Annotated in this window: 18 protein-coding genes; 1 reads left to right on the forward strand and 17 read right to left on the reverse strand. The window is 51.1% G+C overall.

Annotated elements, in window-relative coordinates; genetic code table 11:
• Positions 1–229: 229 nt before the first annotated feature.
• The 15 genes from glmS to asnC form a co-directional block, all read right to left on the reverse strand.
• A complete protein-coding gene (gene glmS / locus OGX97_RS14585; protein ID WP_279850848.1) occupies positions 230–2,059 on the reverse strand; it encodes a glutamine--fructose-6-phosphate transaminase (isomerizing) in 1,830 nt (609 codons plus the stop codon).
• A gap of 240 nt (positions 2,060–2,299) precedes the next feature.
• Positions 2,300–3,670 (reverse strand): bifunctional UDP-N-acetylglucosamine diphosphorylase/glucosamine-1-phosphate N-acetyltransferase GlmU, encoded by a 1,371-nt coding sequence (gene glmU / locus OGX97_RS14590; protein ID WP_008786550.1) that lies wholly within the window; start codon positions 3,668–3,670, stop codon positions 2,300–2,302.
• 671 nt (positions 3,671–4,341) lie between these two features.
• Positions 4,342–4,761 (reverse strand): F0F1 ATP synthase subunit epsilon, encoded by a 420-nt coding sequence (locus OGX97_RS14595; RefSeq protein WP_003023809.1) that lies wholly within the window; start codon positions 4,759–4,761, stop codon positions 4,342–4,344.
• A gap of 20 nt (positions 4,762–4,781) precedes the next feature.
• Complete coding sequence (gene atpD, locus OGX97_RS14600; RefSeq protein WP_003023806.1) at positions 4,782–6,164, reverse strand: F0F1 ATP synthase subunit beta; 1,383 nt, start codon at positions 6,162–6,164, stop codon at positions 4,782–4,784.
• A 26-nt stretch (positions 6,165–6,190) separates the two neighbouring features.
• Positions 6,191–7,054, reverse strand: a complete 864-nt coding sequence (gene atpG, locus OGX97_RS14605) for a F0F1 ATP synthase subunit gamma (protein WP_006687765.1) — start codon at positions 7,052–7,054, stop codon at positions 6,191–6,193.
• Between the two features lie 50 nt (positions 7,055–7,104).
• Positions 7,105–8,646 (reverse strand): F0F1 ATP synthase subunit alpha, encoded by a 1,542-nt coding sequence (gene atpA / locus OGX97_RS14610; RefSeq protein ID WP_003827026.1) that lies wholly within the window; start codon positions 8,644–8,646, stop codon positions 7,105–7,107.
• Positions 8,647–8,658: 12 nt separating this feature from the next.
• Positions 8,659–9,192 carry a F0F1 ATP synthase subunit delta gene (atpH, locus tag OGX97_RS14615; RefSeq protein WP_003827024.1) on the reverse strand — a complete coding sequence of 178 codons (534 nt, stop codon included), beginning with the start codon at positions 9,190–9,192 and terminating at the stop codon, positions 8,659–8,661.
• 14 nt (positions 9,193–9,206) lie between these two features.
• Positions 9,207–9,677, reverse strand: a complete 471-nt coding sequence (atpF, locus tag OGX97_RS14620) for a F0F1 ATP synthase subunit B (RefSeq protein ID WP_003827022.1) — start codon at positions 9,675–9,677, stop codon at positions 9,207–9,209.
• Between the two features lie 59 nt (positions 9,678–9,736).
• Complete coding sequence (atpE, locus tag OGX97_RS14625; RefSeq protein WP_003023794.1) at positions 9,737–9,976, reverse strand: F0F1 ATP synthase subunit C; 240 nt, start codon at positions 9,974–9,976, stop codon at positions 9,737–9,739.
• A 46-nt stretch (positions 9,977–10,022) separates the two neighbouring features.
• Complete coding sequence (gene atpB, locus OGX97_RS14630) at positions 10,023–10,838, reverse strand: F0F1 ATP synthase subunit A (RefSeq protein WP_003023792.1); 816 nt, start codon at positions 10,836–10,838, stop codon at positions 10,023–10,025.
• Positions 10,839–10,845: 7 nt separating this feature from the next.
• A complete protein-coding gene (gene atpI / locus OGX97_RS14635) occupies positions 10,846–11,226 on the reverse strand; it encodes a F0F1 ATP synthase subunit I (RefSeq protein WP_003827019.1) in 381 nt (126 codons plus the stop codon).
• Positions 11,227–11,840: 614 nt separating this feature from the next.
• Positions 11,841–12,464, reverse strand: a complete 624-nt coding sequence (gene rsmG / locus OGX97_RS14640; RefSeq protein ID WP_003827017.1) for a 16S rRNA (guanine(527)-N(7))-methyltransferase RsmG — start codon at positions 12,462–12,464, stop codon at positions 11,841–11,843.
• A 102-nt stretch (positions 12,465–12,566) separates the two neighbouring features.
• Positions 12,567–14,456 (reverse strand): tRNA uridine-5-carboxymethylaminomethyl(34) synthesis enzyme MnmG, encoded by a 1,890-nt coding sequence (gene mnmG, locus OGX97_RS14645; RefSeq protein ID WP_003827014.1) that lies wholly within the window; start codon positions 14,454–14,456, stop codon positions 12,567–12,569.
• 372 nt (positions 14,457–14,828) lie between these two features.
• Entirely contained in the window at positions 14,829–15,278 is a 450-nt protein-coding gene (gene mioC / locus OGX97_RS14650) for an FMN-binding protein MioC (protein ID WP_111466311.1), read from the reverse strand.
• A gap of 88 nt (positions 15,279–15,366) precedes the next feature.
• Positions 15,367–15,825 (reverse strand): transcriptional regulator AsnC, encoded by a 459-nt coding sequence (gene asnC / locus OGX97_RS14655; protein ID WP_003023780.1) that lies wholly within the window; start codon positions 15,823–15,825, stop codon positions 15,367–15,369.
• 151 nt (positions 15,826–15,976) lie between these two features.
• On the opposite strand from asnC, the gene asnA reads away from it, so the two are divergent.
• On the forward strand, positions 15,977–16,969 hold the full coding sequence (asnA, locus tag OGX97_RS14660; protein WP_204558705.1) for an aspartate--ammonia ligase: 993 nt from the start codon (positions 15,977–15,979) through the stop codon (positions 16,967–16,969).
• A gap of 3 nt (positions 16,970–16,972) precedes the next feature.
• Here the strand turns inward: asnA and viaA are convergent, their stop codons facing one another.
• Together viaA and ravA are read right to left on the reverse strand one after the other, a co-directional pair.
• Positions 16,973–18,424 (reverse strand): ATPase RavA stimulator ViaA, encoded by a 1,452-nt coding sequence (gene viaA, locus OGX97_RS14665; RefSeq protein ID WP_008786554.1) that lies wholly within the window; start codon positions 18,422–18,424, stop codon positions 16,973–16,975.
• Positions 18,418–19,914, reverse strand: a complete 1,497-nt coding sequence (gene ravA, locus OGX97_RS14670; protein WP_191215299.1) for an ATPase RavA — start codon at positions 19,912–19,914, stop codon at positions 18,418–18,420. Before ravA ends, viaA begins: the two co-directional genes overlap by 7 nt.
• Between the last annotated feature and the right edge of the window lie 109 nt (positions 19,915–20,023).

The following is a 20,023-nucleotide window of genomic DNA, read 5'->3' on the forward strand; positions in this document are numbered from 1 at the left end:
CAATGAAAAATACGGGAAGTTATTTATCTAAAAATACATTTAAAACAAAACGTTAACCATTACCATGACAATAACATTTCGCTAAAATTTTCATTTTATGACACTGCAAACAGTCGCTGAAGATGACGGTTTGTCACATAAAACAGGCGGGATAATTGATTAAAAACAGAACAAGTTTAAAAAAATGCCCCGCTCATAGCAGGGCATTTTCAGTTCAGTTAGGTACGGATTACTCTACGGTAACCGACTTCGCCAGGTTACGCGGCTGATCCACGTCGGTGCCTTTAATCAGCGCCACATGATACGCCAGCAGCTGCAGCGGAACGGTATAGAAGATCGGTGCAATCACCTCTTCCACATGCGGCATCTCAATGATGTGCATGTTTTCGCTGCTGGTAAAGCCAGCATCCTGGTCAGCAAAGACGTACAGCTGACCACCACGGGCGCGAACTTCCTCAATGTTGGATTTCAGTTTTTCCAGCAGTTCGTTGTTCGGCGCGACTACGATAACCGGCATATCGGCATCAATCAGCGCCAGCGGACCGTGTTTCAGTTCGCCTGCGGCATAAGCTTCAGCGTGAATATAAGAGATCTCTTTCAGCTTCAGCGCGCCTTCCAGCGCAATCGGGTACTGATCGCCACGGCCCAGGAACAGCGCATGGTGTTTATCAGAGAATCCTTCAGCCAGAGCGGCAATGCGTTTGTCCTGAGACAGCATCTGCTCAATACGGCTCGGCAGCGCCTGCAGACCGTGAACGATTTCCTGCTCAATAGCCACATCCAGGCCTTTCAGACGAGACAGTTTCGCCACCAGCATCAGCAGAACGGTCAGCTGAGTGGTAAATGCTTTCGTGGAGGCCACGCCGATTTCGGTACCGGCATTGGTCATCATCGCCAGGTCGGATTCGCGCACCAGAGAAGAGCCCGGTACGTTACAAATAGCCAGCGAACCCAGATAGCCCAACTCTTTGGATAAGCGCAGACCCGCCAGGGTATCTGCCGTTTCACCAGACTGGGAAAGGGTGATCATCAGGCTGTTACGACGCACGGCGGATTTGCGATAGCGGAATTCGGAAGCAATTTCGACATCACAAGGAATGCCAGCCAGCGATTCAAACCAGTAGCGGGACACCATACCGGAGTTGTACGACGTACCGCAGGCGATAATCTGGATATGCTCAACCTGAGACAGCAGCTCGTTGGCATGCGAACCCAGCTCGCTTAAATCCACTTCACTGTGGCTGATACGGCCGGTCAGCGTGTTTTTAATTGCGTTCGGCTGTTCGTAGATCTCTTTCTGCATGTAGTGGCGATAAATACCTTTTTCGCCCGCATCGTATTGCAGATTAGATTCGATATCCTGACGTTTCACTTCCGCGCCAGACTTGTCGAAAATAGAGACCGAACGACGGGTTACTTCCGCGATGTCGCCCTCTTCCAGGAAGATGAAGCGACGGGTTACCGGCAGCAGTGCCAGCTGATCGGAAGCGATAAAGTTCTCACCCATACCCAGACCAATCACCAGCGGGCTGCCAGAACGGGCCGCCAGCAGGGTTTCCGGGTTACGGGTATCCATGATCACCGTGCCGTAGGCACCGCGCAGCTGCGGAATAGTACGCAGCACGGCTTCACGTAACGTACCACCCTGTTCCAGCTCCCAGTGCACCAGGTGAGCAATCACTTCGGTGTCGGTTTCAGAAACAAAGGTGTAGCCACGCGTTTTCAACAGCTCACGCAGTGGTTCATGGTTTTCAATGATGCCGTTATGCACCACAACAATGTGTTCAGAAACATGGGGATGCGCGTTCGCTTCTGAAGGTTCACCGTGTGTCGCCCAGCGGGTGTGAGCAATACCAGTACCACCATGCAGCGGATGTTCTTCCGCAGCAGCAGTCAGCATCTGCACTTTACCCAGACGACGCAGACGGGTCATGTTGCCTTCAGCATCTACAACGGCCAGACCAGCAGAGTCATAACCACGATATTCCAGACGGCGTAAACCTTCGAGAAGGATTTCAGCTACATCACGCTGCGCGATAGCGCCAACAATTCCACACATATTTTTTGATTCCGAATTTAGGCATTGTGCCTGTCGTTGTCGGTCAACCTGATACCCGTATTCCGGGCGCCCCGAGCCTTGTAGAGAGTGGGGTTATTTTTATAGGTACTGCTTGTTGAGCGGAGGATTATATTATCCCCTCATCTCTTGTCTGCCTGATGGCGCTCACGCTTATCAGGCCTACAGAACGTCACCGCACGTAGGCCGGATAAGGCAAAGCCGCCATCTGGCAAAAATAAATTACTTCTTCTTCACCGGACGCTGCCAGCCCTGTTTATGGACCTGAGGTACACGGCTTAATACCAATTCGTTATCGGCGACATTACGCGTTACGGTGGTTCCTGCGGCAATCGTCGCACCTTTACCCACGGTGACAGGTGCCACCAGCTGAGTATCAGAACCCACAAACACATCATCACCAATAATGGTTTTAAACTTATTGGCACCATCGTAGTTGCAGGTGATCGTACCCGCGCCGATATTCACATTATCGCCAATTTCCGCATCGCCCAGATAGGTCAAATGACCAGCTTTAGAGCCTTTACCCAGACGCGCTTTTTTCATTTCGACGAAGTTACCCACGTGTGCGCCTTCCTGCAGCTCAGCACCCGGGCGCAGACGCGCGAATGGACCGATGGTGCAAGCGGCTTCCAGATGGGCATCTTCCACCACACTGTACGGGCTAAGCTCACAACCCTCACCAATCACGCTGTTTTTGATGATGCAGCCAGCGCCAATCTTGACGCGATCTCCAACGGTTACGTTACCTTCAATGATAACGTTAGTATCAATTTCAACATCGCGCCCGTGAATCAGCGTACCGCGAAGATCAAAACGTGCAGGATCGCGCAGCATCACGCCCGCCAGCAGCAGTTTTTCTGCCTGCTCGGACTGATACACACGTTCCAGACGGGATAACTGAAGGCGGTTATTTACCCCTTCCGTTTCACTGATTCGTGCCGGATGTACCGCAGCAATTTCACGTCCTTCCTGATACGCCATCGCGATGATATCGGTGATGTAGTATTCACCCTGCACGTTGTTGTTGGTCAGTTTAGACAGCCAACGCTTCATGTCAGCGCCGTTGGCAATCAGAATGCCAGTATTGATTTCCTGGATTTGACGCTGCTCGTCGGTTGCATCTTTATGCTCAACAATGCCAGTAACTTTGCCGTTATCACGGGTAATACGCCCATAGCCGGATGGGTCGTCCAGTTTTACCGTTAACAAACCGATACCGCCCTGCGGTTTGGCTTCACGCAGGCGACGTAAGGTATCGGTAGAGATCAGCGGCACATCTCCATAGAGCATTAAAATGTCTTCGTCATCACTAAAGAATGGCGCCGCCTGCTGCATTGCATGGCCGGTACCCAACTGCTCAGCCTGCAGAACCCAATTCAGATTGCCATCTTTCAGCGTTTGCTTAAGCAGATCGCCACCGTGTCCGTAGACAAGGTGCACATGAGTCGCACCTAATTCATTAGCTGCATCAATGACATGCTGAACCATCGGCTTTCCTGCGAGGGTGTGCAGCACTTTAGGAAGATCGGAATACATACGCGTGCCTTTGCCTGCGGCAAGGATCACAACGCTCATAGCATTATTCAACATACACGTCCTGACTGTAATTTGAGAACGAATTTATACCGTTTCACATTGAAAATACTACATTTTTTTCAGCGTGAAATGGACCGAAGATAAAACGTTCAACAGGGGGGATTCCCCATCTGATAACTCACTATTTTCGTCTATATCTGCGTCTTTTGTCTCCCAAAAACCAGGAGTCTGCTCTTATTAAAGCCTTAGGTTAATGTTTTTGCTATTTTTTTACCGCATGAATAAAGCATTACATCAGCATAATACGATTTTATTTATGTGATTCAGTGAGAAGCAGAAAAACGGGTAGGGAAAATTGAGGGGGAAAGACAGAGAACAAATGATACAGCGAAGGAGGGGGATTTAATAACGATGGCGCTAGCTGATAAACCGTATTAAGCATCGCGCCACAGAGCAGGTAGGGAACGACTAAACGTCCATGCTGCTGAAAAGGGCGATGATTTTGTTAAACAATTTCATGTTGGTATCCTGTTTTTATCTGAATTAATTTTGTGACACACATCACACAAAAAAGAGTTTACGCCTCATTTTTTAACCGATCAACATTTTTGTGATGTAAATCACAAAATAATAAAACAGCTTTTTAGTTCCACTTTTACTGAAACAAATCCATAAAAAAAGCCAGCCTGGAAACCAGACTGGCCTTTGTGCTTTTCAAGCCGGTGTTACATCGCTTTTTTGGTCAACTCGATAACGCGCAGTTTCGCGATCGCTTTGGCCAGTTCCGCAGATGCCTGAGCGTAATCCACGTCACCATGAGAGCTCTTGATATGCTCTTCAGCCTTACGCTTCGCTTCCAGGGCTCTCGCTTCATCGAGATCCTGTCCGCGAATCGCGGTATCAGCCAGTACGGTCACGCTGCCAGGCTGCACTTCAAGAATGCCGCCGGACAGATAGATAAACTCTTCATGACCGAACTGTTTAACGATGCGGATCATACCAGGCTTAATGGCGGTGAGCAGCGGGGCGTGACCCGGGAAAATACCCAGTTCACCTTCACTACCCGTTACCTGGATTTTCTCGACCAGACCAGAGAACATTTGTTGCTCTGCGCTGACGACGTCCAGGTGGTAAGTCATTGCCATATCACCCTCCGATTAAGGCGTTAAAGTTTTTTGGCTTTTTCCACGGCTTCGTCGATAGAACCAACCATGTAGAACGCCTGCTCTGGCAGGTGGTCGTATTCGCCTTCCATGATGCCTTTAAAGCCACGGATGGTGTCTTTCAGGGAAACGTATTTACCCGGAGAACCGGTGAATACTTCCGCAACGAAGAACGGCTGGGACAGGAAGCGCTGGATCTTACGCGCACGTGCTACCACCAGTTTATCTTCTTCAGACAGTTCATCCATACCCAGGATGGCGATGATGTCTTTCAGTTCCTGATAACGCTGCAGCAGGGACTGTACGCCACGCGCGGTGTCGTAGTGTTCCTGACCAACAACCAGCGGATCCAACTGACGGCTGGTGGAGTCCAGCGGGTCAACTGCCGGGTAGATACCCAGAGAAGCGATCTGACGGCTCAGTACCACGGTTGCATCCAGGTGAGCAAAGGTGGTTGCTGGGGATGGGTCAGTCAAGTCATCCGCAGGTACGTATACCGCCTGAACGGAGGTGATAGAACCGGTTTTGGTAGAGGTGATACGTTCCTGAAGAACACCCATCTCTTCCGCCAGGGTCGGCTGGTAGCCTACCGCTGATGGCATACGACCCAGCAGTGCAGATACTTCTGTACCGGCCAGGGTGTAACGGTAGATGTTATCAACGAACAGCAGAACGTCACGACCTTCGTCACGGAACTTCTCAGCCATGGTCAGACCGGTCAGTGCAACGCGCAGACGGTTTCCCGGCGGCTCGTTCATCTGGCCATATACCAGGGACACTTTGTCCAGTACGTTGGAGTCGGTCATTTCGTGGTAGAAGTCGTTACCCTCACGAGTACGTTCACCTACGCCCGCAAACACGGAGTAACCGGAGTGTTCGATCGCGATGTTACGGATCAGCTCCATCATGTTTACGGTTTTACCTACACCCGCACCACCGAACAGACCGACTTTACCGCCCTTAGCGAACGGACACATCAGGTCGATAACTTTGATGCCGGTTTCCAGCAGTTCCTGAGAGCTGGACAGCTCTTCGTAGGAAGGTGCTGCGCGGTGGATAGCCCAACGCTCTTCTTCACCGATATCGCCTTTCATGTCGATCGGGTGACCCAGGACGTTCATGATACGACCCAGGGTTGCTTTACCTACCGGGACTTCGATCGGGTGTTCGAGGTCTTTAACTTCCAGACCACGACGCAGACCGTCGGAAGAACCCATGGCGATGGTACGTACGATACCGCCGCCGAGCTGCTGCTGAACTTCCAGCACCAGGCTCTCTTTACCATTCATAACCTCAAGAGCATCGTACACGCGCGGTACGGCATCCTGAGGGAATTCGACGTCAACCACGGCGCCGATTACCTGGACAATTTTTCCAGTAGCCATCTTGAATCCTCTACGAATTAACCTGGTTATACCGCGGATGCACCACCGACGATTTCGGTGAGTTCCTGAGTAATGCTGGCCTGACGAGCTTTGTTGTATACCAACTGCAGCTCTTTAATCAGGCTGCCGCCATTGTCGGTCGCGGCTTTCATCGCCACCATACGTGCGGCCTGCTCGCTGGCCAGGTTTTCTACCACGCCCTGATAAACCTGAGACTCGACATAACGACGCAGCAAGGTATCCAGCAGCGCTTTCGGGTCTGGCTCATACAGGTAATCCCAAGATTTACGCTTCAATTCATCATCATCTGATGCCGGCAGAGGCAGCAGTTGAGTGATGGTTGGCGTCTGAGACATGGTGTTAATAAATTTGTTGCTGACAACGTACAGTTTGTCCAGACGACCTTCATCGTAGGCCTGCAGCATCACTTTAACCGGACCGATCAGTTCGGACAGGGAAGGGTTATCCCCCATGCCAGTTACCTGAGCGATCACGTTTCCGCCAACGGAGTTAAAGAAAGACACGCCCTTAGAGCCGATCATTGCGATATCGCACTGAACGCCTTTATCGGACCATGTTTTCATATCCGCCAGCAGCTTTTTGAACAGGTTAATGTTCAAGCCACCGCACAGACCACGGTCGGTCGACACCACCAGGTAGCCCACGCGTTTAACGTCGCGTTCTTCCAGGTAAGGGTGCTTATATTCCAGATTACCATTCGCAAGGTGACCAATCACTTTGCGCATGGTCTCTGCATAAGGACGGCTGGCCGCCATGCGATCCTGCGATTTACGCATTTTGGAAGCGGCGACCATCTCCATCGCTTTAGTGATCTTCTGCGTGTTCTGGACGCTTGCGATCTTACTACGTATCTCTTTTGCGCCGGCCATGAGCTTCTCCTCAATGCCTTGCGGTCCGCCCTAAAGCAGACCGCCAGACGTTACCAGGACTGGGTTGCCTTGAAGGAATCGAGGATAGCTTTCAGCTTGCCTTCGATTTCATCGTTATAGCCACCGGACTGGTTGATCTCTTGCATCAGCGGAGCGTGGTCACGGTCAACGTAAGCCAGCAGAGCGGCTTCGAAGCTACCGATTTTCGCCAGTTCCACATCTTCGAGGTAACCGCGTTCAGCCGCAAACAGCACCACACCCTGCTGTGCAACAGACATTGGCGCATACTGTTTCTGCTTCAGCAGTTCAGTTACTTTCTGACCGTGGCTCAGCTGCTTACGAGTAGCTTCATCCAGGTCGGAAGCGAACTGAGAAAACGCTGCCAGTTCACGATACTGTGCCAGAGCGGTACGAATACCACCGGACAGTTTCTTGATGATCTTGGTCTGCGCTGCACCACCAACACGAGATACGGAGATACCCGGGTTAACTGCCGGACGAATACCGGAGTTAAACAGGTTGGTTTCCAGGAAGATCTGACCATCGGTAATGGAAATTACGTTGGTCGGAACGAACGCAGAAACGTCACCCGCCTGGGTTTCGATAATCGGCAGAGCGGTCAGGGAGCCGGTTTTACCTTTAACTTCACCATTGGTGAACTTCTCAACGTATTCCGCGTTTACGCGGGATGCGCGTTCCAGCAGACGGGAGTGGAGGTAAAATACGTCGCCCGGGAATGCTTCACGTCCTGGCGGACGACGCAGCAGCAGGGAAACCTGACGGTAAGCAACGGCCTGTTTAGACAGGTCATCGTAAACGATCAGTGCATCTTCACCGCGGTCACGGAAGTATTCGCCCATTGCGCAACCGGCATATGGTGCCAGGTATTGCAGTGCAGCAGATTCAGACGCGGTCGCCACAACAACGATGGTGTTGGACAGTGCGCCGTGTTCTTCCAGTTTACGAACCACGTTGGAAATGGTGGACGCTTTCTGGCCGATAGCCACGTACACACATTTGATGCCGGAATCACGCTGGTTGATGATGGCATCGATTGCCATCGCAGTTTTACCTGTCTGACGGTCACCGATGATCAGCTCACGCTGGCCACGACCGATTGGGATCATGGCATCAACAGATTTATAACCGGTCTGTACTGGTTGGTCGACGGACTGACGTTCGATTACGCCTGGTGCGATAACTTCGATTGGCGAGAAGCCATCGTTATCAACCGGACCTTTACCGTCAATCGGGGAACCCAGAGTGTTCACCACACGACCCAGCAGGCCACGGCCAACCGGAACTTCCAGAATACGACCCGTACACTTAACCTTCATGCCTTCGGCGAGGTCAGCGTATGGACCCATCACAACTGCACCTACGGAGTCGCGCTCCAGGTTCAGTGCGATAGCGTAACGGTTACCCGGCAGGGAAATCATCTCACCCTGCATACAATCGGCCAGGCCGTGAATGCGGATAACACCGTCACTTACAGAAACAATAGTACCTTCGTTATGAGCTTCGCTCACAACACTGAACTGAGCAATGCGCTGCTTGATCAGTTCGCTGATTTCGGTGGAATTCAGTTGCATGCTCCAGTCCCCTTAAGACTGCAAGACGTCTGCAAGGCGCTCAAGACGGCCGCGTACGCTGCCATCAATGACCATATCACCCGCTCGGATGATTACGCCTGCCATTACAGACTTATCGATTTTGCAATTCAGCTTAACTTTGCGTGACAGACGTTTTTCCATCGCAGCACTAATCTTCGTAAGCTGTTCATCACTCAGTGCATTGGCAGAAGTGACTTCTACCTCAGAGATAGCCTCACTGGCTGCACGCAGGTGAATAAACTGCTCAAGAACATCCGGGAGCGCATTCAGACGGTTATTTTCAGCCATAACCCTAATCAGGTTTTGGCCGCTTTCGTCCAGCTGCTCACCGCACACGGCGATAAACGACTCAGCGAGCGTTTCCGGCGCCAGCGCGCCAGAGAGAAGCTCTGCCATTTGTTCGTTTTTTGTCACCTCAGCGGCGAACGTCAACATATCCTGCCAACGGTCAATGCTTTGGTGCTCAACGGCAAAGTCAAAAGCTGCTTTGGCGTAGGGGCGAGCTACCGTAATAAATTCAGACATCAGCCCCTCCCTCCTTACAGTTCAGCGACAAGTTTGTCCACGATGTCGCTATTAGCAGCTTCATCCACGGAACGTTCGATGATCTTCTCGGCGCCAGCAACAGCCAGGATAGCAACTTGCTTACGCAGCTCTTCGCGAGCACGTTTACGCTCGGCGTCAATTTCCGCCTGCGCCTGTGCCACGATTTTAGTACGTTCCTGCTCTGCTTCAGTTTTAGCTTCGTCCAGGATCTGAGCACGGCGTTTGTTCGCCTGCTCGATGATTACCTGAGCTTCCGCCTTCGCTTTTTTCAGCTGGTCGGTCGCGCTGGCCTTTGCAAGGTCAAGATCCTTATGTGCTCGTTCTGCAGAAGCAAGGCCGTCAGCAATTTCTTTTTGACGTTTTTCGATGGCAGCCATTAATGGCGGCCATACGTACTTCATGCAGAACAGAACGAACAGGACAAACGCGATGGCCTGGCCGAGGATTGTTGCGTTAAGATTCACAGCACAATGCCTCTATCTAGTTAACGTTCTGATATTGCTCTTAATTCAAGCAACGCTTACTACGCGACAGCAAACATCACGTACAGACCCAGACCTACAGCGATCATTGGGATTGCATCCACCAGACCCATAACGATAAAGAACTGAGTACGCAGCAGAGGAATCAGATCCGGTTGACGCGCTGCGCCTTCCAGGAATTTACCCCCGAGGATGCCGATACCGATCGCAGCACCGATTGCCGCCAGACCCATCATCACAGCGGCAGCAATGTACAGCAGATCCATATTCAGGTTTTCCATGACAGTCTCCAGTTTGTTTCAGTTAAAACGTAGTAGTGTTGGTAAATTAATGCTCTTCAGATGCCATCGACAGATAGACAATCGTCAGAACCATAAATATGAAGGCTTGCAGCGTGATAATCAGTATGTGGAAAATGGCCCAAGGCACATTCAGGATCCACTGTGACCACCACGGCAACAGACCAGCAATCAGAATGAAAATCAGCTCACCGGCATACATGTTGCCGAACAGTCGCAGACCAAGAGAGATTGGTTTGGACAGCAGGCTTACCCCTTCAAGGATTAAGTTGACAGGGATGAACGCCCAGTGATTGAACGGCTGCAGCGTCAACTCTTTCGCGAAGCCACCGATGCCTTTCATTTTGATGCTGTAGAACAGAATGAGGATAAATACGCCCAGCGCCATCGACAGGGTGATGTTCACGTCAGCAGACGGAACCACACGCAGAGCCGGTAGGCCAAAGATATGCTCACCGATGTACGGCAGCAGGTCGATAGGCAGCAAATCCATCAAGTTCATCAGGAATACCCAGACGAAAATCGTCAGGGCCAGCGGAGCAATCAGCTTGCTTTTGCCATGGTACATGTCTTTCACGCTACCATGCACAAAGCCGATTACCAGCTCAATCGCGGTCTGAAATTTACCTGGTACGCCGCTGGTCGCCTTTTTGGCTACGCTACGGAACATAAGCAGGAACAACAGACCCAGAACCACCGAGAAGAAAATGGAGTCAATATTGAGCGTCCAGAAGGTGGCTGGGGGGTTGTGCGGATCCACCAGCGAGAATGTACGTAGGTCCAACTGAAGGTTATTCAGATGGTGTCCTATGTAATCCTGCGGCGTCATATTTTCTGAAGCCATGATGCCTTTACCCTTTGTTGTTAATTACAGCCGGCGCCAGTATCTGAACCACCAGCACCAAAACCCACGTAACGATCAGCGGCATGAATACCGCTTTCAAAACAGCCAACGCCACCACCAACAACACCAGCATAGCTAATACCTTGAAGGCTTCGCCGAAAGCGAACGACCAGGCTACTCGGCCCTTCGCTGGTGTATGTACCTGGTGACGCCAGGCAAATATCATAAACAACACATTAGGCAGTAACACTGCCAATCCTCCACACAACGCGGAGATGCCCCAGAAAGGGTCTTTGAGGCTAAACAGCAATCCACTTGCTATTACAACCAGAAGCTGTGTGAGCAAAAGCTTACGAGCAACGTTTCGACTCAAGAGCGACATAGACATCACGTTTTTACTCCTGCTCCCTTCGAGGTATGCCGCGTGTCGTATAAAACGTTCTTTATGGCTTAGAGTCAAGCATCAAAAAGCGGACAAATTATACGGTGCGCCTTCGTGATTTCAAACAATAAGTAGCTAAAAAGTGAATAAATGTTTAAATATTTTTCGCTGCCCCACATTTATTACTTTTAGGCAAACTGTGAACGATCATGCAAAACTGCAAATGCCGCGAAAATACTGGCGTCAAAGCGTGCACCAGATCACATATTGAACATATTCACCTTCGCATAATTTATTTACGTGGCAATTGATGCCTTTTCATCTTTTTGATATTTAAGCGTAAAAATAGCCACTATTTCAAAAACAACGCCTAACAACAAAAAAACCGCTCATTGACATTTATAATAAAAAATTAACACGAACAGTGATTCTTACGTTCTATTTTTAGCAGACTGATATTTTCACAGCTGACTTGTTTCGCTTTTAACAAAAAACGGTACGTTATAGTTATGATGCAAAACCGTAAGGCACTAGTGAAATGTAACGACATTTAACCGCACTATTACCTATGACTTTTAACACCTGAAAAGCCGTTTTTTCTCTATTTTTTTTGATAAAAATTAAATTTTGTTTGGCTTAATAACCACCAAATGACGTTCACCATCCAACTGCGGAACGCGTAATTTTTCGACGGACTCAACGCTGAATTCTGCTGGCAGCGAATCAATTTCATCTGCAGGCAACTGCCCTTTTAGCGCATAAAAACGCCCATTCTGGCCCGGCAAATGGTGACACCAGCTCACCATATCATTGAGTGAAGCGAAAGCACGGCTAATCACCCCATCAAACGGGGGTTCTGAAGGAAATTCTTCAACCCGACTTTGCACAGGAGTGATGTTAGTAAGCGCAAGCTCATGCTGCACCTGACGCAAGAAACGAACGCGTTTTCCCAGGCTATCGAGCAGTGTGAAATGCGCTTCAGGGCGCACGATAGAAAGCGGAATTCCCGGCAGGCCCGGTCCCGTACCTACATCGATAAAACGCTCACCCTTCAGATACGGTGCAACGACAATGCTGTCCAGAATATGGCGTACCAGCATTTCGTTTGGATCCCGCACCGACGTCAGGTTGTAGGCTTTGTTCCATTTGTGCAGCATATCGACATACGCAATCAGCTGATTTTTCTGGTGATCGGTAAGAGAAATACCGGCATCAGCCAGCAGACGAGAGAGTTTGTTGAGCACGGTCGTTACCTGTTAATAATCAAATGCCCGATGCGCTTTCGCTTATCGGGCCAACAAATTTGTACGGCGGGCAAGCGAAGCGCTCCCGCCAAAATAGTGTTATCAAGCGCTGCGGCGCAGCATACCTTGTTTTTTCAGCCATACCAGCAGAATGGAGATGGCGGCAGGCGTTATTCCGGAAATACGCGATGCCTGACCGATCGAAACGGGTTTGTGATCGTTCAGCTTAGCGATAACTTCATTCGACAAGCCAGAGACCTGACGATAATCCAGCGTTGCAGGCAACAGGGTGTTTTCATTGCGCTGTTGTCTTTCAATTTCTTCCAGCTGACGGGCAATATACCCTTCGTATTTCACCTGAATCTCAACCTGCTCTGCGGCCTGAGCATCATCAAGCGCGGGTGCGAACGCAGATAAAGAGGTCAACTGAGCATAGGTCATATCCGGGCGACGCAGCAGATCTTCACCGCTCGCTTCACGTGACAGAGGTGTAGCCAGGTGAGCATTCACTTCTGCTGCGGACTCCGCTAACGGATTCACCCAGGTTGATTTAAGACGTTGGCGTTCCTGTTCGATACGCTCCAGTTTCTCGTTGAAGCGAGCCCAGCGCTCATCGTCCACCAGACCCAGTTCACGACCAATTTCGGTCAGACGCAGGTCGGCGTTATCTTCACGCAGCATCAAACGGTATTCAGCGCGAGATGTGAACATACGGTACGGTTCTTTGGTACCCAGCGTACACAGGTCGTCCACCAGCACGCCAAGATAAGCCTGATCGCGACGCGGTGCCCACCCCTCTTTTTCAGCAGACAAACGTGCGGCGTTCAGACCAGCCAGCATGCCTTGTGCGGCGGCTTCTTCATAACCGGTTGTACCGTTAATCTGGCCCGCAAAGAACAGACCCTGGATGAATTTGCTTTCCAGAGTAGGTTTCAGGTCACGCGGATCGAAGAAATCATACTCAATCGCGTAGCCTGGGCGGACGATTCTGGCATTTTCCATCCCCTGCATGGAGCGGACAATTTGCATCTGCACATCGAACGGCAGGCTGGTGGAGATGCCATTCGGGTAAATTTCGTTAGAGGTCAGTCCTTCCGGTTCGAGGAAGATCTGATGCTGGTTACGATCGGCAAAGCGCATTACTTTGTCTTCGATCGACGGGCAGTAGCGTGGGCCAATACCTTCGATCACGCCAGCGTACATTGGGCTACGATCGAGGTTATTGCGGATCACGTCATGGGTTTTCTCATTGGTATGCGTGATGTAACACGGCATCTGGCGCGGATGTTGAGAAGCATCGCCCAGGAATGAGAAGACCGGCATCGGGTTATCGCTGTTTTGCTGGCCTAGCACGCTGAAATCAATCGTGCGCGCATCGATACGCGGCGGTGTACCGGTTTTCAGGCGGCTGACGCGCAGCGGCAGTTCACGCAGACGGCGTGACAGCGGGATGGACGGCGGATCACCAGCGCGGCCACCGCTGTAGTTATCCAGACCAATATGAATTTTGCCGTCGAGGAAAGTCCCCACAGTTAATACGACCGCTTTGGCACGGAACTTCAGTCCCATTTGGGTTACTGCGCCCACGACACGATCGTTTTCAACAATCAGATCTTCAACCGCCTGCTGGAAGATCATCAGGTTGGGTTGATTCTCCAGCGCAGTGCGTACCGCCTGGCGATAGAGCACACGATCGGCCTGAGCTCGGGTAGCGCGAACGGCTGGCCCTTTGCTTGCGTTTAGTATCCTAAACTGGATACCCGCATGGTCGATCGCTTTTGCCATTAACCCACCAAGCGCATCCACTTCTTTTACCAGGTGTCCCTTCCCAATACCGCCGATCGCCGGGTTGCAGCTCATCTGCCCCAGAGTGTCGATATTGTGTGTCAAAAGCAGAGTCTGTTGACCCATTCGCGCCGCGGCCATTGCGGCCTCGGTGCCTGCATGACCCCCGCCAATGATGATGACGTCAAAAGGATCCTGATAAAACATGGTGATTGCCTCGCATAACGCGGTGTGAAAATGGATTGAAGCCCGGGCCGTGGATTCTACTCAACTTTAGTCGATCGAGAAAGACCTGGGATCCTGGGTATTAAAAAGAAGATCTTTTTATTTAGAGATCTGTTTTATTGTGATCTCTTATTAGGATCGCACCTTTCTGTGGATAAGGACGATCCTTTAAGTAAGATCAACAGGTTGCTGAGGATCATTAGCTGTGAATGATCGGTGATCCTGGTCCGTATAAGCTGGGATCAGAATGAAGGGTTATACACAACTCAAAAACTGAACAGCGGTTGTTCTTGGGATAACTACCGGTTGATCCAAGCTTTTAACCAGAGTTATCCACATAAAAAAGTACGATCTTTACAAATCTCTGAGCAACGGATGCCACGATCCCAGCCAAATTTCAGCCGGATCTTCCGGAATCTCATGTTCCAGCACGTTGATCCTGAGCGTTTCACCGATCTGTTTTGCCCCACAGGCCTTCAATTCTGCTTCCAGCTTGTCGATTGCGCCGCAAAAGGTGTCATATTCACGACTGCCGATCCCGATTGCGCCAAAGCGTACGTGTGACAGGTCCGGCTTTTGCTCACGTAACGCATCATATAAAGGCTGCAGGTTGTCAGGAATGTCTCCCGCACCGTGGGTGGAGCTGATAATCAGCCAGATCCCGTCAGTCGGAACCTCTTCAAGCATTGGCCCATGCAGTATTTCGCTGGAAAAACCGGCGTCGTCCAGCTTTTCAGCCAGATGCTCTGCTACATATTCCGCACTGCCAAGCGTACTACCGCTGATAAGAGTGATGTCTGCCATGATCGCCCACCTTTATAAAGAGGGCGTATTGTACGCTGTGAGCGAGCTGGGATCTACCTGTGGAAAACCAGGGTATTAAAAAAAGCGATCACGGCTTGATGGTACGCATGATCGGGTTTTGCAGGACGATCAGCGTTTCAGTGGACTGAATTTCGTCAATTGTTTGGATCTTGTTGATAAGTACCTGCTGCAATGCGTCGATCGACTTGCACATCACCTTAATAAAGATGCTGTAGTGCCCGGTGGTGTAATATGCTTCGGTCACTTCATCGAGGCTTTCCAGTCTGGCCAGCGCTGACGGATAGTCTTTCGCACTTTTCAGGATGATGCCGATAAAGCAGCCGACGTCATAACCCAATTGTTTGGGACTAACATCAATCCGCGCGCCGGTAATGATCCCCGCCTGCTTCATCTTTTCTACGCGAACGTGAATTGTTCCTGGGCTGACGCCGAACTGTTTGGCTAATTCTGCGTAGGCGGTACGAGCATTTTCCATTAAGGCGTCAAGAATGCCGCGGTCCAGATTGTCGATCTGATAATTTTCCATAGGTTTTTCTTATGTAGATTAATGATTCCCTCTATTTTAGACGTAATTTTTAACGAATCAAAATCGAAGTCGGCTTTTTGTTTGTTGATTATTGAATATTACCTCCATTCTGTTGCTTAATCATAGGCAACAGGACACAGGAGTACACATAATGAAAACCGCTTACATTGCCAAACAACGTCAAATTAGCTTCGTAAAATCTCATTTTTCTCGCCAGCTGGAAGAGCGCTTAGGCCTGATCGAAGTTCAGGCGCCGATCCTCAGCCGCGTTGGAGATGGCACGCAGGATAACTTGTCGGGCTGTGAAAAAGCGGTGCAGGTGAAGGTTAAAGCATTGCCAGACGCTCAATTCGAAGTGGTTCATTCACTGGCGAAGTGGAAGCGTCAAACGTTAGGACAACACGACTTTAGCGCAGGCGAGGGGCTGTACACGCACATGAAAGCCCTGCGTCCCGATGAAGATCGCCTCTCCCCGCTGCACTCAGTGTACGTTGACCAGTGGGACTGGGAGCGCGTGATGGGCGACGGTGAGCGTCAATTCTCCACTCTGAAAAGCACGGTAGAGGCTATCTGGGCGGGAATTAAGGCCACCGAAGCTGCGGTTAGCAAAGAGTTTGGTCTGGTACCGTTCCTGCCAGAGCAGATCCACTTTGTTCATAGCCAGGAGCTGTTATCTCGATATCCGGATCTTGATGCAAAAGGTCGTGAACGTGCGATCGCTAAAGAGCTGGGTGCGGTATTCCTGGTGGGGATCGGCGGTAAGCTCAGTGACGGTCACCGTCATGACGTACGTGCGCCGGATTATGATGACTGGAGTTCAGCGTCCGAGCTGGGTCATGCCGGTCTGAACGGTGATATTCTGGTCTGGAACCCGGTTCTGGAAGATGCGTTTGAGCTGTCTTCTATGGGGATCCGTGTGGATGCTGACGCCCTGAAACACCAGCTGTCTCTGACCGGTGATGAAGATCGCCTGAGTCTGGAGTGGCACCAGGCGCTGCTGCGCGGTGAAATGCCGCAGACAATTGGTGGCGGCATTGGGCAGTCGCGTCTGACCATGCTGTTGCTGCAATTACCGCACATTGGTCAGGTTCAGTGTGGCGTATGGCCGGCCCAGGTACGTGAAAGCGTCGCTTCTCTGCTGTAACAATTAACGCCGCCAGCGTCTGAGCAGGCGGCTTCGCATCCCGGTATCAAAGCGCCAGATATGATCGAAAATGCGCATGATGCCGGGTTTGCCATGTGCTGACATCGCCACCGCGTGAAAACGGTGCTGGTGCACCCGCTGTAATTCACCCACTTTATTGACGACCTCATCGGGCAATCGCTGAGCGATAAAATCTGAGATCACCACCGCATCGGCATCAAACCATTCCCGACCCTGCATGCGCTCAATTATGGCGCGAAAACAGCTGGCAATATCAGTGCCACCACGAAAGCGCTGACTTAAAAAGCGGATAGCCTGTTCGATGCCCTCCGGACCGGAAAGCTCATAGCGCACCACTTCTGTTGAAAACAGCATAATGAAACAGCGCCGGTTATCGGCAAGGGCAACGCGCATTAGCGCCAGACAAAAGGCTTTCGCACACTGCTCATTAAATCCGCCCATCGATCCCGAGGTATCAACGCAGACGATAAAAGGCCCGCGCGGCTGCTCGTCAAAATCCTGATGCACCACCGGACGTTCCGTTACTTTCTCACGCCATGCTTCGCCGTGCAGGCGGTAGGTGAGCAGTTGCTTTTCCACCAGCCGTCGGTAGAACTCGTATTCCAGTTCGGTAATGCCCAGCGTGGCCAGCTCTGGCGGTAGCAGGCGCAGGATATCGTCACTTTGCTGGATGCCATCCACCTGCTCCGGGACAGTTGCCGGTTCGCGCACCAGGGTACGGAAGGTTTCCATTGGCGCATCTTTACGCGGCACGGATTTCGCCTCTCTGGAACGACCTAACTGCTCGGCCAGGCGCTGGAGTTCGGGTTGTTGCGTCAGAAATTCGCCGTATTTCACCATCAACTGATAATCACCGCGCTTGATTTGGCCCGCGCTCATGTCCCACAACCGGCCTGCTGCGTTGTCATTTTCTGCCAGTACAGGTTCCAGTTGTCCGCTAAGGGTCATACGTTCCTGTACTTCACTGAGCAAATGCTCGCGCTCTTCTTCCAGTAGTTGCTGATTCAGCGTTGTGGTTTGCACCACCAGGCTCAGGCGCCAGCGCTGGAGAAAAAGCGTATGTAGGGCAGGCGTAAAGGTGCTGTTGTCATTGACCAGTTGCTGCGCTTGCCCGGCCCACGGCGAATGGAGGCGGTGCAATAGCGATAATATTTGCGGTAGCTGAACGATAAACTGCGCATGAGAGAGGAGCTGGCTTTGTTGATAGCACATAACCTCCTCCATCAGCTCCGGCGGTACATGGGTATCTTTGAGGCGGCTACGCAATGATTCACGCCAGCGGGGAATGTCGTCAGTGATCGCTTTTTTAAGGCGAGGAAATTTTTTAAAAAATACCACCATCTTTGGGGAAGCCAGCAGGGCGACGATCATCTCTTCGATCATCGCCTCTTCGCTGACTGCCAGCATGATATTGAGCGTATCAAGGGTCAGCATTGTTGCGCCTGGCGGATTTGCGCCCCGACATCCTGCAGGCTGGCCTCAATGCGGCCTAACCAGTCGCTATGAATAAACAGACATTTTTGCTGTTCGCTGAATGCGCTGTGCTGCTGATGCCACTCGTTATCGAGCGCCTCAAGCTCCTGTTTTATCTCTGCGGGCATACTCTCTTGCGAAGCACCCGGCAGCGCCAGGCGAGAACCTTGTAAACTGACATCGCGTACAACCAGATGCTGTGCGCTATCGACTTCCATATTCAGCGTTTGGGCAAAGCCGATTCCGTTTAGTTTTCCGCGGATCTCACCGCCTTTTGTTAGCCACAGTTCCAGCGCGCCACGTTCGAAAGCTATATGGATAACCTCCATATCATGCAGTTTTAAAGGCTTTTGCAGCAGTAATGTCACGACAGAAGACGAGGCTTCTGGCGGTAAATCATAATGAGGACGACGGCTGAACATTCCGCCCTGGCGGATCACCGTGAACGCCGTTTTGTCGCTTTGCTGCTGCTGGAGCTGAATGCGGCGCTGCACAATGCTGCCCAGGCGCGTCAGCATGGCTTGCTGTTGCCAGGCGTGTCCGGTCATCAATATTTCAAGCTGTTGTTGCATCAGATTCAGGCTTTGTGCGTCGTACCACAGGCAATCTTTCAGCAGGATCAGGTCGATAGGTACTACCGCATCGCGTCCGCTAAAGAAAGCGCTGGCCTGGAGTAAGCGGATCGCTTTTTTCCAGCGACGATCGGACACATAAGGAGCATTCGGTAACACGTCCAACTGTTGGCGCAGCGTGAAAATGAGCTCAAACACGCGATCGGGAAGCTTGATGGCACCAATGTCTTTTTGCCACTGGTGATACTCTTCATCCGTCACCTGCAATGATGCCGGGACCGGATTGTCGCTTTCATCCTGCTGACTTAACAGCATGGAGCGGAAATTGGCCTTGTCCTGAACTTTATCCAGCCACAGACGAATCAGCATACGGTCGTACAGCGCTTCCAGGCTGCTGTCTGTTTCAGGCAGTTCGTTGGAAGCCGCCACCAGCAGACGCATCGGAATTTTTTCTTCATACGCGCCGTTACGGAAGTGACGTTCGTTAATGGCGGTCAACAGGGTGTTAAGGATTGCCGGGCCTGCTTTCCAGATTTCATCGAGAAAAACGATTTCAGCTTCAGGAAGATAGCCCGCCGTTAAGCGTTCATAGCGACCTTCGTCTTTTAACGCTTGAATGGACAGCGGACCAAACACCTCTTCGGGCGTAGAGAAGCGCGTCATCAGGTATTCAAAAGCGCGTGCGTTTTGGAAGGCAAACTTCAGTCGGCGGGCAATTAAGCTTTTTGCGATCCCCGGGGGGCCTAATAAGAAAACGCTCTCGCCGCTGAGTGCTGCCAGCAGACACAGACGAATGGCGTGGCTACGTTCATAAAGTCCCTTTTCCAGCGCATTGCTCAGACGGGAAATTCTTTCCGCTAATAAATGTGGGTGAGCCATAATGAAGTGGCGTCCTTTCGCCAAATGTACTGCATAAACTGCGAGTATAGATACTTCACACCATTGCAGTAATAGACTGAAGGTGCGCTTATTTTTCTTTGAGCCAGAT

Origin of the sequence: Citrobacter sp. Cpo061, from assembly GCF_030332845.1 — a bacterium.
In the GTDB taxonomy this organism is placed as follows: Bacteria; Pseudomonadota; Gammaproteobacteria; order Enterobacterales; family Enterobacteriaceae; genus Citrobacter; species Citrobacter portucalensis.

Excerpts from the sequence above, each read along its gene's own strand:
- atpD (WP_003023806.1), bottom strand. The coding sequence starts at position 6,164 with ATGGCTACTGGAAAAATTGTCCAGGTAATCGGCGCCGTGGTTGACGTC.
- atpE (WP_003023794.1), bottom strand. The coding sequence starts at position 9,976 with ATGGAAAACCTGAATATGGATCTGCTGTACATTGCTGCCGCTGTGATG.
- atpA (WP_003827026.1), bottom strand. The coding sequence starts at position 8,646 with ATGCAACTGAATTCCACCGAAATCAGCGAACTGATCAAGCAGCGCATT.
- ravA (WP_191215299.1), bottom strand. The coding sequence starts at position 19,914 with ATGGCTCACCCACATTTATTAGCGGAAAGAATTTCCCGTCTGAGCAAT.
- OGX97_RS14595 (WP_003023809.1), bottom strand. The coding sequence starts at position 4,761 with ATGGCAATGACTTACCACCTGGACGTCGTCAGCGCAGAGCAACAAATG.
- atpI (WP_003827019.1), bottom strand. The coding sequence starts at position 11,226 with ATGTCTATGTCGCTCTTGAGTCGAAACGTTGCTCGTAAGCTTTTGCTC.
- glmS (WP_279850848.1), bottom strand. The coding sequence starts at position 2,059 with ATGTGTGGAATTGTTGGCGCTATCGCGCAGCGTGATGTAGCTGAAATC.
- atpH (WP_003827024.1), bottom strand. The coding sequence starts at position 9,192 with ATGTCTGAATTTATTACGGTAGCTCGCCCCTACGCCAAAGCAGCTTTT.
- atpG (WP_006687765.1), bottom strand. The coding sequence starts at position 7,054 with ATGGCCGGCGCAAAAGAGATACGTAGTAAGATCGCAAGCGTCCAGAAC.
- viaA (WP_008786554.1), bottom strand. The coding sequence starts at position 18,424 with ATGCTGACCCTTGATACGCTCAATATCATGCTGGCAGTCAGCGAAGAG.
- mioC (WP_111466311.1), bottom strand. The coding sequence starts at position 15,278 with ATGGCAGACATCACTCTTATCAGCGGTAGTACGCTTGGCAGTGCGGAA.
- glmU (WP_008786550.1), bottom strand. The coding sequence starts at position 3,670 with ATGTTGAATAATGCTATGAGCGTTGTGATCCTTGCCGCAGGCAAAGGC.
- mnmG (WP_003827014.1), bottom strand. The coding sequence starts at position 14,456 with ATGTTTTATCAGGATCCTTTTGACGTCATCATCATTGGCGGGGGTCAT.
- asnC (WP_003023780.1), bottom strand. The coding sequence starts at position 15,825 with ATGGAAAATTATCAGATCGACAATCTGGACCGCGGCATTCTTGACGCC.
- asnA (WP_204558705.1), top strand. The coding sequence starts at position 15,977 with ATGAAAACCGCTTACATTGCCAAACAACGTCAAATTAGCTTCGTAAAA.
- atpB (WP_003023792.1), bottom strand. The coding sequence starts at position 10,838 with ATGGCTTCAGAAAATATGACGCCGCAGGATTACATAGGACACCATCTG.